This window comes from Kocuria sp. HMSC066H03, from assembly GCF_001812045.1.
Lineage (GTDB): Bacteria > Actinomycetota > Actinomycetes > Actinomycetales > Micrococcaceae > Kocuria > Kocuria rhizophila.
Genome location: NZ_KV807503.1, coordinates 135,495 through 151,818, shown reverse-complemented (window position 1 = coordinate 151,818; position 16,324 = coordinate 135,495). Strand labels below are relative to the sequence as shown.

General features: G+C 73.3%; 13 protein-coding genes and 1 pseudogene. 8 read left to right on the top strand and 6 right to left on the bottom strand.

The features are described 5' to 3' along the window. Window positions 1-29: 29 nt before the first annotated feature. The 3 genes from HMPREF2833_RS00645 to HMPREF2833_RS00635 are packed head-to-tail and all read left to right on the top strand — an operon-like array spanning window position 30 to window position 4,857. A complete protein-coding gene (locus HMPREF2833_RS00645; protein WP_019310152.1) occupies window positions 30-980 on the top strand; it encodes an AAA family ATPase in 951 nt (316 codons plus the stop codon). Between the two features lie 17 nt (window positions 981-997). Next, window positions 998-2,383: a DUF58 domain-containing protein gene (locus HMPREF2833_RS00640; protein ID WP_019310153.1), complete on the top strand. Its 1,386-nt coding sequence runs from the start codon at window positions 998-1,000 to the stop codon at window positions 2,381-2,383. Continuing rightward, window positions 2,380-4,857 (top strand): transglutaminase TgpA family protein, encoded by a 2,478-nt coding sequence (locus HMPREF2833_RS00635; RefSeq protein WP_244246126.1) that lies wholly within the window; start codon window positions 2,380-2,382, stop codon window positions 4,855-4,857. The genes HMPREF2833_RS00640 and HMPREF2833_RS00635 overlap by 4 nt, the downstream gene beginning before the upstream one ends. Window positions 4,858-5,000: 143 nt before the next feature. On the opposite strand, the gene rsmI is transcribed toward HMPREF2833_RS00635, so the two are convergent. After that, entirely contained in the window at window positions 5,001-5,921 is a 921-nt protein-coding gene (gene rsmI / locus HMPREF2833_RS00630) for a 16S rRNA (cytidine(1402)-2'-O)-methyltransferase (RefSeq protein ID WP_083310879.1), read from the bottom strand. A gap of 98 nt (window positions 5,922-6,019) precedes the next feature. On the opposite strand from rsmI, the gene HMPREF2833_RS00625 reads away from it, so the two are divergent. Further along, the gene (locus HMPREF2833_RS00625; protein ID WP_019310156.1) at window positions 6,020-7,654 is read left to right on the top strand and encodes a dolichyl-phosphate-mannose--protein mannosyltransferase; all 1,635 of its coding nucleotides are present in this window, start codon (window positions 6,020-6,022) and stop codon (window positions 7,652-7,654) included. On the opposite strand, the gene HMPREF2833_RS00620 is transcribed toward HMPREF2833_RS00625, so the two are convergent. Genes HMPREF2833_RS00620 through HMPREF2833_RS12800 form a run of 4 tightly spaced genes read right to left on the bottom strand, consistent with a single transcriptional unit; the run spans window position 7,638 to window position 10,840 of the window. Next, the gene (locus HMPREF2833_RS00620) at window positions 7,638-8,288 is read right to left on the bottom strand and encodes a TIGR01906 family membrane protein (RefSeq protein ID WP_246829051.1); all 651 of its coding nucleotides are present in this window, start codon (window positions 8,286-8,288) and stop codon (window positions 7,638-7,640) included. The two genes, HMPREF2833_RS00625 and HMPREF2833_RS00620, sit on opposite strands and share 17 nt — an antisense overlap. A gap of 59 nt (window positions 8,289-8,347) precedes the next feature. After that, on the bottom strand, window positions 8,348-9,619 hold the full coding sequence (locus HMPREF2833_RS00615; protein ID WP_070636427.1) for a L,D-transpeptidase: 1,272 nt from the start codon (window positions 9,617-9,619) through the stop codon (window positions 8,348-8,350). A gap of 58 nt (window positions 9,620-9,677) precedes the next feature. Continuing rightward, window positions 9,678-10,265, bottom strand: coding sequence for a DUF3499 family protein (locus tag HMPREF2833_RS12770; protein ID WP_070636213.1), 588 nt, complete (start codon window positions 10,263-10,265; stop codon window positions 9,678-9,680). A gap of 5 nt (window positions 10,266-10,270) precedes the next feature. Continuing rightward, window positions 10,271-10,840 (bottom strand): WhiB family transcriptional regulator, encoded by a 570-nt coding sequence (locus HMPREF2833_RS12800; RefSeq protein ID WP_059280853.1) that lies wholly within the window; start codon window positions 10,838-10,840, stop codon window positions 10,271-10,273. Window positions 10,841-11,062: 222 nt separating this feature from the next. On the opposite strand from HMPREF2833_RS12800, the gene HMPREF2833_RS00600 reads away from it, so the two are divergent. Continuing rightward, window positions 11,063-11,779 (top strand): TIGR03089 family protein, encoded by a 717-nt coding sequence (locus tag HMPREF2833_RS00600; protein ID WP_070636211.1) that lies wholly within the window; start codon window positions 11,063-11,065, stop codon window positions 11,777-11,779. On the opposite strand, the gene HMPREF2833_RS00595 is transcribed toward HMPREF2833_RS00600, so the two are convergent. Further along, window positions 11,776-12,441, bottom strand: coding sequence for a GtrA family protein (locus HMPREF2833_RS00595; RefSeq protein WP_019310162.1), 666 nt, complete (start codon window positions 12,439-12,441; stop codon window positions 11,776-11,778). The two genes, HMPREF2833_RS00600 and HMPREF2833_RS00595, sit on opposite strands and share 4 nt — an antisense overlap. Window positions 12,442-12,677: 236 nt before the next feature. Here HMPREF2833_RS00595 and HMPREF2833_RS12825 point away from each other — a divergent pair. The 3 genes and pseudogenes from HMPREF2833_RS12825 to HMPREF2833_RS00585 all read left to right on the top strand — a co-directional run. Beyond that, window positions 12,678-13,808: pseudogene (locus tag HMPREF2833_RS12825) on the top strand (5-(carboxyamino)imidazole ribonucleotide synthase); the annotation flags it as partial. A 90-nt stretch (window positions 13,809-13,898) separates the two neighbouring features. Beyond that, entirely contained in the window at window positions 13,899-14,402 is a 504-nt protein-coding gene (purE, locus tag HMPREF2833_RS12820) for a 5-(carboxyamino)imidazole ribonucleotide mutase (protein ID WP_275439788.1), read from the top strand. Between the two features lie 202 nt (window positions 14,403-14,604). Further along, window positions 14,605-16,284 (top strand): LCP family protein, encoded by a 1,680-nt coding sequence (locus HMPREF2833_RS00585; RefSeq protein ID WP_019310164.1) that lies wholly within the window; start codon window positions 14,605-14,607, stop codon window positions 16,282-16,284. Window positions 16,285-16,324 lie beyond the last annotated feature (40 nt).

Below are 16,324 nucleotides of genomic sequence, written 5' to 3'. Positions count from 1 at the left end.
CGCCCCCCATGCCCGTGAGACGAGGACACATGGAACACTTCGCCGCCCACACCCAGGCCGTCCTGGACCGCATGAACGCGGTCATCGACGGCAAGCCCGCCGAGACCCGCACCGCACTGACGGTGCTGCTGGCCGGGGGCCACCTGCTGGTGGAGGACGTTCCGGGCGTGGGCAAGACCATGCTCGCGCGCACGCTGGCGGGGGCGATCGGCGGTTCGGTGAGCCGCATCCAGTTCACACCCGACCTGCTGCCCACGGACATCACCGGCGTGTCGGTCTACGACCAGGTGCGCCGGGAGTTCGAGTTCAAGCCGGGCCCGGTGTTCGCGAACATCGTGATCGGGGACGAGATCAACCGCGCCTCCGCCAAGACCCAGTCCGCCCTGCTGGAGGCCATGGCGGAGGGTCAGGTCACCGCGGACGGCACCACGTACCGGCTGCAGTCCCCGTTCATGGTGGTGGCCACGCAGAACCCCGTGGAGATGGACGGCACGTTCCCGCTGCCGGAGGCCCAGCGGGACCGTTTCACGGCGCGGATCTCCATGGGCTACCCGGACGCGGACGCGGAGGTCGCCATGCTCTCGGACCACGGTGCCGGCTCTCCCCTGGCCGGGCTGGAGCCCGTGCTGGACGTGGACCAAGCCCGCCTGCTCGTGCAGCACGTGGCGTCCCTGCACGTGTCCACCGCGGTGCGCCGCTACATCGTGGCGCTGTGCCAGGCCACACGCTCCCACCCCCACCTGCGCCTGGGGGCGAGCCCCCGCGCCGCCCTGCAGCTGCAGGCGGCCGCCCGCGCGCACGCCGCCCTGGCGGGTCGGAACCACGTGCTGCCGGACGACGTCAAGGACGTGACGGTTCCGGTTCTCGCCCACCGCCTCATCCTGGAGCGCCGCTCGGGTGCGGACAGCACCCAGGAGATCGTTCGCGGCATCCTCGACGACGTCCGCGTCCCCACCGAAGACGCCCCGCAGACCCGATGAGGGCCACCACCTCTCGCGTGGACTCGCGCGCCAAGTTCACGCCGCGCGGGTGGTGCTTCCTGGTCGCGGCGGTGCTGTGCCTCGCGGCGGCCACGTGGCTCGGACGCAAGGACGTGCTGGCGCTGTCCCTCTTCCTGGGCGGCGTCCCGCTGCTGGCCTCGCTCGCCATGTGGCTCGTCAAGCCCCGGGTGCTGCTCAAGCGCTCGGTGGACCCTGCCCTGGTCACGCTCGGCGACGCCGCCCTGGTGGCCCTGAGGATCCGACGCCGCTCCGCCTTCGGCTCCCGTGCGCGCACCCCGGGGTCCACCTCCTCGGAGCGCGCCGCCGTGGACGTCCACGAGACGGTGGACCCGCTGCTGGGCGCGGACCAGGACTTCTCGGTCCCGGTGTCCGGCGCGCCCGTGACGTACACGGTGCGCCCGCGACGTCGGGGGGTTCACGAGCTGGGCCCCGCCACGGTGCGCGTGAGCGATCCGTTCGGGGTGGTGACCGAGCTGCTGGACGTCGCCGAGCGCACGTCCCTGCACGTGGCGCCCGATCCCGAGCCCCTCAGCGAGCACGGGGCCTCCATCGTCCCGGAGACGGGCAACGATCCGTCCCGCCGCGCGCAGCCCCAGCCGGGGCCGGACAACGTGACCACGCGCGAGTACCGCCACGGTGACCCGATGCGCCGGGTGCACTGGGCGGCGTCGGCCAGGCACGGTGAGCTGATGGTGCGCCAGGAGGATCCGCGCAGCACGCGCCGGGCTGTCCTGGTCCTGGACTGCGTGGCGCCGCACTGGCCCGGCGCCACGGTGCGGGCCGGGGTCCTGGAGTCCACCGAGGAGTTCGAGTGGGCCGTGCGCGCGACCGCCTCCGTGCTGGAGCACCTGACCCGCCGCGAGACCGTGGTCCACGCCCTGGACGACCAGGGCCGCGCCCTGCCGCGCGGTGACGCGGAGAGCGCCGAGCTGCGGGACACCGCGGTCACGGACACCACGGCCACCGAGGTGGTCCACGGGCTGGCACGGGTGGCGCCCGTGCCCCGCCCCGAGCCGGAGGCGGCGCACGACCCCTTGACCGCGCGCCTCGACCGCGAGGGACTCAGCCACCCCGTGATGCTCTTCACGGGCCGGCTGTCCGAGGCGGCCGCCCGCCGCTACGTGCAGGCCACCGCGGGCTGCCCGGCGAACTCGGTGGTCATGGTGGTGGACCCGCCGCTGAACCGCCCCGCCGGCGCGGCCGTGTTCGAGGCCGCGGGCTGGTCCGTGGTCCTCGTGAGCTGCTGGACCGACGTCGACGCCGCCTGGCTGGCCCTGCGCGGCGGCGGCACCCTGATGGCCCCCCGTCCTCCCGCCCCGGGAACCACCCAGCTGGGCATGGACGAGATGATGCGCCGCACCCCCCGAAGGACCACCGCATGAGCTCCCCCGATCCTTCGTCCCGCCGCACGCCGTGGGACCGCACGCCGCACCCGGCGGACAACGCACCCGGTGCGCCCACCCCGCACGGCGCAGCCGGGGCACCACGCCACGACGACGCCCGCGCCGGTACCGGCCCTGCGGGGGGCGCTCCGCGGAGTCGTCGTGCTGGCGGGGCCCGCACCACCTCGACCGGTGGGCCGGGCGCGACGCCCCGGCTGCGGGTGCCGGAGCTGTCGCTGCTGCTGCTCGTGAGCACCGCCCTGGGGTGCGTGGGCCTTGCCGACGCCCTGAGCGGCACGTGGTGGGTGCTGCCCGTGGCGGCCACCGTGGTCACCGTGCTGCTGGTGACCGGTGCCGCCCGCTGGCTGCGGCTGCCCTCGGTGCTCGTCACCGTGCTGGGCCTCGCGGCCCTGCTGCTCGCCCTGACCGTGGTGCACCTGGGCGAGCACGCGCTGCTGGGGTTCGTGCCCACCGGGGAGACCTTCTCCGCGGCGTCCTCGCTCTGGCAGTCCTCGGGTGACTTCGTGGCCCGCGACGCCGCCCCCTACGGCGAGGATCCGGGGCTGTCCTTCGTGCTGTGCGCCCTGGTGGGCCTGGTCACGGTGTTCATGGAGACCGTTCTGGTGGGCCTGCGCATGGCGGGGCTGGCGTGCGTGGGAATCCTCACGCTGCAGCTGGTGCCCGCCCTGACCCTGCCCGGCAGTGTCAGCACGCTCGGCCTGGCGGCCGCCGCCCTCGCCGCGCTCGCCCTGCTGGCCGGATCCCGGATCTGGGGTGCCACCCGCGACCGCCGGATCGCCCCGGCACCGGGTGGCCTGCCGCGCGCCCTGCTCGTGGTCGCGGGGGTGCTCGCGGTCGTGCTGCTCGTGCCCTCGGTGATGCCGGGGTTCTTCAACGGGGCGTTCCCCCAGGGCAGCTCGCTGACGTCCGGGCGCGCGTCGGGCGTGGGGCCGCTGCGCGCCGTGGGCCAGGACCTGCGCTCGGCGGAGGACGCCCAGCGCTTCAGCTACACCACCTCGGACGGCCAGGCGCAGTACATGCGCCTGCTGACCCTCTCGGACTTCTCCCAGGACGAGTGGTTCCCGGACACGGACGGCCTGGACGAGAACCTCTCCGCGCTCGGCGGCGCGGCTCGCGAGGCCGTGCCCGGCGGCACGGAGGTGACCACCAAGGTCACGTTCGAGGACTACGACGAGCACTGGCTGCCCGCCCCCTACGCCCCGGCAGAGATCGCCGGGCTGGGCGAGGACGGATGGGCGTGGAACCCGCAGGACCTCACCGTGCACAGCGCGGCCACCGGGATGTCCGGTGCGAGCTGCACCGTGACCTCGGTGCAGCCGCGGCCCACCCCCGAGACCCTGCGCCAGGCACCACCGGCGTCTGCGGACCCCACGATGACCGAGTACCTCAAGCTGCCCTCGGACCGTCCGCAGTCCCTCTCGGACGCCGCCCGGCAGTTCACGGAGGGAGCGGGCACGGACTACGACCGCGCCCTGGCGCTGCAGAACCACCTGCGCCGGGACTTCCAGCACGACGTCAACGCTCCCCTGGCCCAGGGCTACGACGCCGGCGGGATGAGCTCCATGGACACGTTCATGTCCACCCGCACGGGCTACTCGGGGCACTTCGCTCCCGCCATGGCCCTGATGGCCCGCGAGGTCGGAATCCCCGCCCGGGTGGCCGTGGGCTATCTCCCCACGGCCGCCACCGCGGACGGCGGCACCTCGTTCGCGGTGGGCACCGGGGACGCCCACGCCTGGCCCGAGCTGTACTTCGAGAACGTGGGGTGGGTGCGCTTCGAGCCGACCCCCGGCGTCCCGAGCACACCCGGCTGGGCACCGGAGACCCCCCAGGACCAGGGCGACGCCGCCACCTCCCCCGCGCCGGACGCGTCGCAGCCCGAGCCCAGCACGAGCGAGGCTCCCAGCGACCAGCCCAGTGGGCCCGCCTCACCGCAGCCCGATCAGAGCGGCGCCACGGACGAGCCCGCCCCGCGGGAGCAGCAGCCGGCAGGGCTGCCGCTGCCGTGGTGGGCCGTCGCGGCCGCGATCGCGGTCCCGCTGCTGCTCGTGCTCGCGGCGCTGCCCCGGTGGCTGCGCGGGCGGCGTCGGCGGGCACGGGTCCGGGCGATGCAGGACACCTCGCTGACCCCGCAGCGCCGGGCGAACGCCGCGTGGGACGAGTTCCGGGCACTCGCCGTGGACCACGGCGCGGCCTCCCGGGTCTCGGACACCCCGCGGGCGCGGGCCGGCCGGCTCGCGGCGGGGATCCCTGCGGCGCAGCCGTCCGTGGACCGCGTGGTGGCGGACCTGGAGAGCGCGAGCTACGGCGCACCGGACCCCTCGTGGAGCCCCCGGGCCACCCCGGAGGACCTTGCGAGGATCCGGGACGAGTTCCGCCACCGGGCCTCCCGCGGGCAGCGGTTCCGGGCCACGTGGTGGCCGCCCTCCCTGTTCGGCGGCTCTCGCCGCTGACACCGCACGACGCCGCCCGCGCGCCGGAGCGGGCGGGCGGCGTCGTCCATCAGCGCGGAGCGTCCGGCCCGTCCCGGGCCCAACCGCGGGCGGGACGTCTGCGGCGGTTCAGAACCGACGGCGAGCGAGGGCTCCCGCGGGTTTCAGGCGCGACCCCGGGCGGCGATCACGGCGTCGTACAACCGGCGGGTGCTCACGCCGCGGTCCGTGGCCACCTGGCGCGCGGCGGCCTTGAGCTTGATCTCGTGCGAGGCCACGAGCGCCTCGACCTCCCCCACCAGGTCCTCGGGCTCCGGCGCGGGCGCGGGCGCGGCACCGTGGACCACCACCACGATCTCGCCGCGCACCTGGTTCCCGATGGCCCACGCGACGAGCCCGTCGAGGTCGTCCCGCAGCACCTCCTCGTGGAGCTTAGTCAGCTCCCGGCACACCGCGGCGCGGCGGTCCCCACCGAGGGCGTCGCGCACCGCCGTGAGCATCTCCGCGAGCCGGTGCGGGGACTCGTAGAAGACCATGGTGCGGGGCTCCTGCGCGAGCGCGGACAGGTGGGCCGCGCGCTCCCCGGTCTTGCGCGGCAGGAACCCCTCGAAGGTGAAGCGGTCCGTGGGCAGGCCGGAGACGGCGAGCGCCGCGAGCACGGCGGACGGGCCGGGCAGCACCGAGACGGGCAGCTCCGCCTCCGCCGCGGCGCGGACCAGTGGGAAACCCGGGTCCGAGACGGTGGGCATGCCCGCGTCCGAGAGCACCGCGACCGTGCGCCCCGCCCGGACCTCGTCCAGCAGCTCGCCGGCGCGGGAGTTCTCGTTGTGCTCGTGGTGCGTGACAATCCGCCCGGACACCGTGACGCCGAGCCCCGTGGCGAGACGGTGCAGGGTGCGGGTGTCCTCCACGGCGAGGACGTCCGCGGTGCGCAGCACGTCCTTCAGTCGCTGGGAGGCGTCCGAGAGGTTGCCGATGGGGGTGCCCACGACGACCACGGCGCCGGGGCCGCCCCCTCGGGGGCCGTCCTCGGTCGGTGCCTGCTCGTCGCTGCCGGGTGACGGGGTCGATACGTGCGAATTCACAGTCCCACTCTACGAACCCCGTCCAGTCGCGGCGCGCAGGCGCCCCGTCCGCGCAGCCGCGGCCGCACCGCGCGGTCCCTCGGGGTCCGCGCCCTACCATGGGGTGCGTGCCCTCGACTGCCCTCTCCCCCGCAGGCCCCCCGGCCGTCCGCGGCTCCGACCGTTCGCTGGGCGAGCTGCTGCTGCCCGCCGTGACCCGGCTGCCGCACCTGTGGTGGGTTCCCCTGCTGCTTGTCACGGTCCTGGGCGGTGTGGTCCGCTTCTTGGGCCTGTCCTCCCCGCACGCCGTGGTCTTCGACGAGACCTACTACCTCAAGGACGCCTACTCGCTGCTGCTGCACGGCACGGAGCAGCAGTGGCCGGAGAACGCGGACGAGGGCTTCGTCTCGGGGATGATCCCCGCGGTGGAGGACCAGCCGTCCTTCGTGGTGCACCCGCCACTGGGCAAGTGGCTCATCGCGATCGGGCTGTGGCTGTTCGGCGCGGACGACCCGTTCGGCTGGCGGTTCTCCGCCGCGCTGTTCGGCACGCTGACCATCGCCCTGGTCTGGTGGGCGGGCTGGCTGCTGTTCCGCTCGGTGTCCCTGGCCACGATCGCGGGGCTCGTGACGGCCCTGGACGGGCTGCACCTCGTGGAGTCCCGGCTGGCGCTGCTGGACATCTTCCTCATGTTCTTCCTGCTGCTCGCGTTCGTCTTCGCCCTGCTGGACCGGGACGACGGCCGACGCCGCCTGGTCGCCCGCTGGAACGGCTCCGCCCTGGGCCCGTGGCTGGGGGTGCGCTGGTGGCGGGTGGCCGCGGGCGTGGCGTGCGGTGCGGCGGCCGCCGTGAAGTGGAACGCCCTGTTCAGCATTGCCGCCCTGGGGATCCTGGTGGTGCTGTGGGACATGAACGCCCGCCGCGTGGCCGGGGCCCGGCACTGGTTCACGGGAGCGGTGCTCAAGGACGGCCCGTGGGGCTTCCTCACGATGATCGGCGTGGGGCTCGTGACGTACGTGGTCACCTGGTCCGGGTGGCTGCTCACGGACTCGGGCTACGACCGGCACTGGGCCGAGCTGCACCCCGGGGAGGGCCCGCAGTGGCTGCCCCCGGCCCTGCGCTCCCTGTGGGAGTACCACGTGTCCGCGTACTCGTTCCACACCGGCCTGGACTCCCCGCACACCTACATGGCGGGCCCGGCCACCTGGCCGTTCATGGGACGTCCCACGTCCTACTACTACGAGTCACCGGGCGCGGGCACGGACGGCTGCACCGTGGACGCGTGCAGCCAGGCGATCCTCAATGTGGGCAACCCCGCCATCTGGTGGGTGGGGATCGCCGCCGTGCTGCTCGGGGTGTGGCTGTGGATCGTGCGCCGCGACTGGCGCTTCGGGGCCCTCGTGGGGGTCTACGCGGCCGGCTACCTGCCGTGGTTCCTATACCCCGAGCGCACCATGTTCTTCTTCTACGCCCTGTCCTACTTCCCGGCCATGGCGCTGCTGATCGCCGGCGCGGTGGGGGTGCTCACCGGCAGGCTGGGCGTGCCACGGGGCGGCGCGGTGGCGGGCTCCGAGGTGGCTGCGGAGCGGGAACGGGTGGTCTCCCCCGTGTGGGCCCGCAGGTGGCGCACCGTGACACTCGTCTACCTGCTCGTGGTGGCCGCGCTGTTCGTGTTCTTCTGGCCCGTGTGGACCGCCCAGACCATCCCCTACGAGCACTGGCGCTGGCGGATGTGGTTCAGCTCCTGGATCTGAGGGCCCGGCGGCGGGTGACCAGCACGGTGGTGAACGCTCCCACCAGGGCCACGATGGCCACGGTCACGGCGGCGTCCACCCAGAACTGGGTGGGGTAGAGCCGGATCAGCGTGTCCGTGACGCTGAACGTCCACGTCCCGGAGCTGAAGAACAGCGAGTGGAACGCCGTGAAGAACTGCTCCCAGCCCAGCAGAGCGGTGGCCGCGGCAACCACGAGCAGGGCCACGGTGAGCCAGGCCCCCCAGAACCACGCGGCGGAGGCGGTGCCCGGCGCCGTGCGGTGCAGGTACCAGCCCGCGAGCGCGCTGAGCACCAGCAGCACGGCGGCCAGCAGCAGTCCCCACTGCATGACGTGCTGCACGTCCGTCATGTGGGAGACCTCGGACGGGGTGAACGCCAGACCGCCCTCGGGGCTCACCAGGCCACCCAGGTACTCGGACGGCGCGAGGTTCATGATGTAGTCCAGCCCGTACGAGCCGAAGGTCATGCGCTCGTTGAGACCCATCCCCCACGGGTCGGCGGGGAAGCCCGGGCGGTGGTACTCCAGCCACAGGAACGCGGGCGTGGCCACCAGGCGGACGCCCACCGCGAGCCACAGGACGGGCAGGGAGAGCCCCAGGAACACCTGGAGCACGCGCTGCAGCGGCGTGGGGCGGGGTGCTCGGGCCGGGGCCGCGGAAGAACCGGGCGCGCTCACCAGTTGCCGTGCCAGTTCTCGTCCGCGTAGTGCTCGAACGGGATGTTCCAGTCACCGTAGCCGTCGTCCGGGTCCGCCTGCGGGTACTCGGTGTTGACCACCTCCACCATGTCCCCCGGCCGGAAGACGTCGTAGATGTAGGACGCACCCTCCGGGGGCATGCCCACGCAGCCGTGGGAGACGTTCGCCACGCCGAGCACCGGCAGCGCAGAGGGCAGGGCCTGGTGGATGAACTCCCCGCTCCACGTCAGCCGGGACACGTTGGAGGCGTCGAACGGCGGGTAGTAGTGCGGGTCGCCGGGTTTCAGGTCCAGGGAGGAGGCCTTGAACTCGTAGGACTTGGCCTGCTCGATGATGACCTTCTTGCCCGTGGTGGAGGGCCAGTCCGGGTTGCCCAGGGTCACGGGCCAGCTGCCGGTCTGCTTGCCGTCCACGTAGGACACGAGGGTCTTGGTGGTGTTGTCCACGTAGGCCCGCTGCTCGGCCCCGGTGGTGAACGTCACGGTCTTGTTCCCGTTGCCGATCATCCCGTTGCCCAGGTCCGTGCCCAGGATGTCCGCCGAGACCGTCACGGTCGAGTGGGGCGCCCAGGGCTTGTCCGGACGGAAGCGCAGCTTCTGGTCCGAGTACCAGCGGAACTGGCCCTTCTGGTGGGCCCCCTCCACGGTGATGGCCTTCTCCACGGCCGCCTTGTTGGTGACCGGCTCGGAGAAGGTGAACTCGGGAACCTGCCACACCCCGTAGGTCTCGCCGTCCCTCACGTTCATGCTCACGTCCGCCTCGTGCGCGGCGTCCACCGTGGTGAAGGCGCTCTGCCCCGTGCGCTGCTGGTCGCCGTTGCGGGCGGTGTAGGACACGGTGTAGCTCTCGTTGAACGCCAGGGGCTCCGTGGAGCGCCACTCGCCGCGGTTCTCGTCCAGGGAACCCTTCGCGGTCTCTCCGGTGCCCGCCGCGGTCACGGTCACGTCCGTGAGCTCTCCACCGGACGCCGTCACGACCACCGGGTCCACGGGGTTGACCATCGCGGTGTCCGCCGCCGGGGTCACGCTGACCTCGGGAGCGGCCGACGCGTGCTGCGAGGCCGTGGTGCCGCTCGTCGATGAACCGGGCGCGGCGGCGTCGTCCCCCGAGCCCGCGCCGCACGCGGTGAGACCCAGCAGCGCCACGAGACCCAGGGCGGACAGGGCGAGAGCGCGGGACGAGCGGGACCCGCGGACGCGGAGCCCGGCCTGCTCCGGGGACGGGCGGCGTGGTGACGAGGACGTCATGGAGAACCTCACAGGGGGATCCACCGGCCCACGTGCGCCGCGGGTGGGCGCCGAACGGTCAGGGACGGCGCCAGTGCGGCGTGCGCAGCTCGTCGGGCATCGCGACGGAGCGGGGCGGTGCAGGGTGGGAATGTGCCTTCGCAACTGATTGCGTCGGTTCAGGATACTCCCTGGACCTGCTGCCGGGAGCGGACCGGATGCGGCCCGCGTCCTCGGTCCCGTCCCGGTCGGTCACCGGGGTGCCGGGGGCGCCGTCCGGCGCGTCCTGCGCCGGCGGGACCCGGTAGGAGACGTCCCGCAGCGCGCGGGCACCCCGGGCTGGTCGGGCCGCTCCGAGGGAGGGGCCCCGGCCGGGCGCTCGGCGGGCGGGCGGGAGGTCGTCGGTGCTGACGGCCTGGACCACGTCGTCGAGGTCGTCGCGGCTCCAGCCACCCGGGGCCTCGAGGCGCACGATGCGCCAGCCGCGGGGCGCGGTCAGGGCGTCGGCGTGGGCGGGGCAGAGGTCGTAGGCGTGGGGCTCGCGGCGCGCCGAGAGCGCCCCGATCACGGCGGTGGAGTCGGAGTACACGTAGGTGAGGGTGCACACGGCTTCGCGGTTGCACGTCAGCTTGGAGCAGCTGCGGCGAGGTGCGGCGGCGTCCGGCACGGGACTCAGCGTCCCCGGCGGCGCAGCCGGCGCCGCTCTCGCTCGGACAGCCCACCCCAGATGCCGAACTTCTCGTCGTTCGTCATGGCGTAGTCGAGGCACTGCCCGCTCACGGGGCACGCCTCGCACACGCGCTTGGCGTCCCGGGTGGACCCGCCCTTCTCGGGGAAGAACGCCTCGGGGTCCGTCTGGGCGCACAGCGCGTCCGTCTGCCACGCGAGCTCGCCCTCGGCATCGCCCTCGCTCACGGAGTAGAGACCGGCCACGGCCTGCCACACGGAGGCATCCACGCTCTGGACGTCGTGGACCTCCATGCCGCTGAAGTCCTGGGGAGCGGGTGCGGGAGGTTCGGCGTCGCGGGGCTTCTTGCGGTCGGAGCGCAGCAGCACGTCGCCGGCGACCTCGGGGTGGGCTGCCAGGAAGGCGGAGGCCAGGTCGTCCAGGGTGGTCACCCCGGCGGCACCACGGGCCTGATCCACGGGATCGACGAACCAGTCCACGGGGACGGTGCCCCCGCTCGCATCGGTTCCGGAGTCCTCGCGACCGTCGATCCGGCGGCGTGCGGCCTCTCCCATGTCAGTCCTTCCGTCCCACGCGTTCGCTGTCTCGTGCCCTCAACCAGCCCGGTTGTCCCGGCCCGTGCGCCGTGATCGGGTTCACCCACGGGGGCCGGGTGGACCCCCTAATTACACGCGTGTAAGTCCGGGGGGTCAAGCCGAGTATCCTGAGGTGACCGGTTCTTCCGGCGCGCCGCCCGGGAACCCGGGGCGCCGTCACTTACCCTAAGGAGTTTCTTCGTGGGACGCACACCGAGAGACCTCGCCCAGGCGCTCATGACGGTCTCCGAGCGCCCCACTCCCGCTCTGGTCTGGCGTGACGGCCCCGAACGCGTCGAGCTGTCGGGCCGCGTCCTGGTCAACTGGGTGGAGAAGGCCGCGGGCCTCCTCGTGGACGAGCTGGACGTGGCCGCATCGGACGTGGTCACGGTCTCCCCCGTTCCGCACTGGCGGCTCGTGGTGATCGCGCTCGCCGCCCTGCGGGTGGGCGCCCGCGTGCAGTTCACGCACCGGCCGGAACCGGACTCCGTCATCCACGCCCACCTGGAGTCGGCCCCGGACGACGACGCCGCCGCGCAGCTGCTGCTCGTGGTGGCCGGTCCCGCGCTGGCCTTCTCGTGCGCCGCTCCCCTGCCGGACGGTGCCGTGGACTTCGCGGACGAGGTGCGCGCCATGCCGGACGTCTACACGGGGTTCGAGGCCCCGGATCCCTCGGCCGAGGCCCTGGGATCCGCAGTGCTGCACGGCGACCTCGTGGCGCGGGCCCTCGCGGCCACCCCGTCCGGAATGGCCGAGCACCCGGCAACGGTGCACCTGCCCCTGGCCGACGGGTGGGGCGACACGGAGCTGCTCACGCTGCTCGGCACGGTGGTGCTGGGGGGTTCCGTGCTGATCACGGCCCGCCCGGAGGACGCGACCGCTGACGTCCTGGACCAGGAACGCGCCGTGTCCCTCTAGGACGCGCGGCGGATGTCGTCGTCGGAGGGTGTGGGGGTGGGGCGCTCGGTCGTGGAGCCGGAGGCCGGGGACGTCCCGGCGGCGTCGTCCGGCGTGTCCCCGCGGCGGGCGGTGTCCGCACGGCGCCCCTGGGTGCCGTGGTCGTGGACCAAGGGCATCTGGCTCGTGATGAACGCGAACTCCTCGTCCGCACTGTCCGCGAAGTCCGGATCCTGGTCCAGCTCCGTGCGGAAGACCCAGAAGCGGTAGGCGAAGTAGCGGAAGATCGTGCCCAGGATGGTGCCGATGACCGTGCCAGAGATGAAGGACGCGGTGGCGGAGGTCAGCCCCAGGACGTAGTAGCTCACCCCGAGGCAGCCCAGCTCGATGGCCATGCCGATCCCGTTGGCCACGAGGAACTGCACGAGCTCCTTCTTCTTGTCGTCCTGGCGCTTCTCCCGGAACGTCCACATCCGGTTGGCCACCCACGAGAAGATGATGGCCACCACCGTGGCCACCACCTTGGCCTTGATGTGGCTGTCGGAGAACTGCGGCGTGTGCATGAGCAGCCACACCAGGCTGGCGTTGATGCCGAAGGCCGCGGCACCCACCAGTCCGAACTTGGTGAGCTCTTTGACGAACAGTTCCCACAGCGCGTGAGCGCGGTCAGCCAGGTTGTTCAAGGATTCGATCTCAATCTGCTACTCGGGGAAGGTGGACGGTCCTGGCCCCGGCTACCCCTTGGGGGCGCCGCCACGGACCCGCCGAGCCCCGGACGGGGTCGTTCGGCGTTCTGCGGTAAATGTCTGCATCCTACTCCGACATGACTGGGCGCGGCGTGTGACGGTATCCTGGGCCGGTGAATTCTCCCGTTACCGGTCCCGTCATCGGCGTCGTGGGCGGCGGTCAGCTGGCCCGCATGATGGCCCCCGCCGCCACCGCTCTCGGAGTGCAGCTGCGGGTCCTCGCAGAGTCCTCGGACGCGAGCGCCGTGCCTGCCGTGCACTGTGCACCCACAGGTGACCACACCGATCTGGAGTCTTTGCGTCGCTTCGCGGCGGACGTGGACGTCCTCACCTTCGACCACGAGCACGTGCCCACCGAGCACCTGCGCACCCTCGAGTCCGAGGGCGTGGCCGTGCGTCCCGGCCCGGATGCGCTCGTGCACGCACAGGACAAGCTCGTGATGCGCCAGGCCGTGCAACGGCTGGGTCTTCCCAATCCGCGCTGGGCGGAGGTCCACACGTCCGAGGACCTCGTGGCCTTCGGCGAGAGCACGGGCTGGCCCGTGGTGCTCAAGACCCCGCGCGGCGGCTACGACGGCAAGGGGGTGCTCCTCGTGGACGGCCCGGAGGCCGCCGCCCGTGGAACGGCCGCCGAGTGGTTCGAGCGCAGCGCCCGCGCGGCCGACGGCGCGGGGCTGCTCGCGGAGGAGGCCGTCCCCTTTTCCCGGGAGCTCTCCGCGATGGTCGCCCGGCGTCCCTCCGGCGAGACCCGCGCGTGGCCCGTGGTGGAGTCCATCCAGGTGGACGGCGTGTGCAACGAGGTGATCGCCCCGGCTCCGGGTCTGGACCCGCGCGTCGCCGCCGCCGCGCAGGAGGCGGCCCTGCTGCTGGCCCGCGAGCTCGGCGTCACCGGCGTGATGGCCGTGGAGCTGTTCGAGACGCCCGGCACGGACGCCGGCTTCGCCGTCAACGAGCTGGCCATGCGCCCGCACAACTCCGGGCACTGGAGCATGGACGGCGCCGTGACCGGCCAGTTCGAGCAGCACCTGCGCGCCGTGCTGGACTGGCCGCTGGGAGCCACGGATCCCGTGGCGGGCGCCGCTGTCATGAAGAACGTGCTGGGTGGGAGCAACCAGGACCTGTTCTCGGCCTACCCCGCCGCCATGGCCGCGGAGCCGCGCGCCAAGATCCACACGTACGGCAAGTCCGTGCGCCCCGGCCGCAAGATCGGGCACGTCAACGCCGTGGGAGGCACCCACGAGGTCGAGCGGCTGCGCGCCGTCGCCACCCGTGCCGCCGCGATCGTCCGCGACGGCGAGCAGGCCGACGGCTCCGAGACGGTGAATCCCCGGCGCACCACCACGTGGGGTGCCGTTCCCGCAACGCAGGCCGAGGCCCCGATCGTGGGTCTCGTCATGGGCTCGGACTCGGACTGGGCCACGATGTCCGCCGCGGCGCAGGCGCTCGAGGAGCTCGGGATCCCCTACGAGGCGGACGTGGTCTCCGCGCACCGCATGCCCACCGAGATGCTCGAGTACGGGCGCACCGCGCACGAGCGCGGACTGCGTGTGGTCATCGCCGGCGCGGGCGGGGCGGCCCACCTGCCGGGCATGCTCGCGTCCGTCACGCCGCTGCCCGTGATCGGTGTGCCGGTCTCCCTCAAGAACCTCGACGGCATGGACTCGCTGCTCTCCATCGTGCAGATGCCCGCGGGCGTTCCCGTGGCCACGGTGTCCGTGGACGGCGCGCGCAACGCGGGTCTGCTTGCGGCCCGCGTCCTCGCCTCCTCCCCCGATCTCTCCGGGACCGAGCTGCGCGGGCGGCTGCAGGAATTCGCCAGCGAGCTGTCCGAGGCGGCGCACCGCAAGGGCGCCGCCCTGCGCGAGACGGTGGCGCGCGGCGTCGGCTCCGGCGCCTGACCGTCCGCGCACCCGCCGGACGACGCCGCCCCGGCACCGTCCCGCGGCGGACTCGCCCGGGCATCCCGCACCTCGACACCCACCCGGGTGGACAGGGCACAATGAGCGCGTCGGAGTCCCTCCCCCCGAGGCACCGGACCCCGGCCCCGCGGGACCGCTCCCGCGGACCCGCACCACCTTCCCCTCCCGCACGGAGCTGCACGTGAACGGATCGACCGACCGCCCCGACGGCGCTGCCGCCCACCCCTCAGCCACGAGGGCCTACGAGCAGGTCGCTGACGCCGGCCCCGGGGACGAGCGCAACCCGTTCGCGGGTGCCACGGCCGCCCGCCACCCGGACGACGGGCCCCGCCGCGCGAGGTCGCGGGTGGGCGATCCCCTGGTGCACCCGCGCTTCGCCGCCCCGGCCACCCGCACCAGGCGTGCGTGGTGGCTGCTGGGAGTCACGCTGCTCGTGCCGGGCTCCGCGCAGCTCGTGGCGGGCAACCGCCGGCTCGGGCGTGCCGCCGTGCGCGTCACGGCCCTCGTGTGGGGCCTGCTCCTCGCGGCGCTCGTGCTGTGGTTCGTGTGGCGCACCGCCGTGGTCTGGGTGCTGACCGGCGCCGTGACGTCCCTGGTGCTCATGGTGGTCCTGGTGGCCCTCGCCGTCGGGTGGGTGCTGCTGTGGTTCGACACCCTGCGCCTGATCAGACCCGGCCTGCTGAGCACCGGGATGCGCCGCGCCGTGGTCCTGGTGACCGTCCTCGCCATGCTCGTGACGGGTGGCGGACTCGGGTACGCGGCGCACCTGGTGTCCGTGGCTCGCAGTGCGATCTCGAACACGTTCGCGGAGGGCCTCCCGTTCGCGCCCTCCGACGGGCGCTACAACATCCTGCTCATGGGCGGTGACGCGGGTGAGGACCGGGAGGGCCGCCGCCCGGACTCCATGTCCGTGATGAGCGTGGACGCCTCCTCGGGCCAGACCGTCTCGGTGTCCATCCCGCGCAACCTGCAGAACGTTCCGTTCCCCGCGGACTCCCCCATGGCCTCGGTGTACCCGGAGGGCTTCAACTGCGGGGACGAGTGCCTCATGAACGCCATCTACACGGACGTCATGCAGAACCACCAGGACCTCTACCCCGGCGTCGCGGACCCGGGCGCCCAGGCCACCAAGGAGGCCGCCGAGGGGGTCACCGGCCTGAAGATCCAGGGCTACGCGCTCGTGGACATGGACGGTTTCGAGGCGTTCATCGACGCCATGGGCGGGATCGACATCACCGTGGGCGGCCGCGTGCCGATCGGGGGCGGCACCAACCTCGAGACGGGCGAGAAGAACCCGATCCTGGGGTGGATCGAACCCGGCACGCAGCACATGGACGGCTACCACGCACTCTGGTACGCGCGCTCCCGCGAGGGGGCCACGGACTACGACCGGCAGGCGCGTCAGCGCTGCGTCCAGGCCGCAATGATCTCGCAGCTGGATCCCCGCACGGTGCTCACCAACTTCGACGACCTCGCGGCGTCCGGGGAGCAGATCCTGGAGACGGACATCCCCCAGTCCTCGATCGGCTCCATGGTCTCCGTGGCCAGCAAGGCCCAGAACCACGAGCTGCAGTCCTACGCCGCGGGTCCGCCGTACTACGACCAGAGCTTCCCCACCTATCCGGACTACGCCCAGTTCCAGGCGGACCTCGCGGGCGTCCTGGAGAAGGCAGACGGCCGGGACACGCAGGCGGCGGGCACCGCGGCGTCGTCGTCCGTGGGGGCCGCCGACGCCGCCCGGGCCGGCACGGGGCCCGCCGCGGGTGTCTCCGCGGCCGGCACCAGCACCGTGCGCCCGGCGCTGGCCAGGGTGCCCTCCGAGGAGCAGCTCTCGCCGAACGGCACGTGCTCGGTGCCCTAGTCCCCGTGCGATCCGGGCCACGGCGCGCTCCGCGGCGCAT

What these genes read in the sequence shown, in the direction of transcription:
- HMPREF2833_RS00645 (WP_019310152.1), top strand. Translation starts at nt 30, where the DNA reads ATGGAACACTTCGCCGCCCACACCCAGGCCGTCCTGGACCGCATGAAC.
- HMPREF2833_RS00635 (WP_244246126.1), top strand. Translation starts at nt 2,380, where the DNA reads ATGAGCTCCCCCGATCCTTCGTCCCGCCGCACGCCGTGGGACCGCACG.
- HMPREF2833_RS00625 (WP_019310156.1), top strand. Translation starts at nt 6,020, where the DNA reads ATGGGGTGCGTGCCCTCGACTGCCCTCTCCCCCGCAGGCCCCCCGGCC.
- HMPREF2833_RS00615 (WP_070636427.1), bottom strand. Translation starts at nt 9,619, where the DNA reads ATGACGTCCTCGTCACCACGCCGCCCGTCCCCGGAGCAGGCCGGGCTC.
- HMPREF2833_RS12800 (WP_059280853.1), bottom strand. Translation starts at nt 10,840, where the DNA reads ATGGGAGAGGCCGCACGCCGCCGGATCGACGGTCGCGAGGACTCCGGA.
- purE (WP_275439788.1), top strand. Translation starts at nt 13,899, where the DNA reads ATGGGCTCGGACTCGGACTGGGCCACGATGTCCGCCGCGGCGCAGGCG.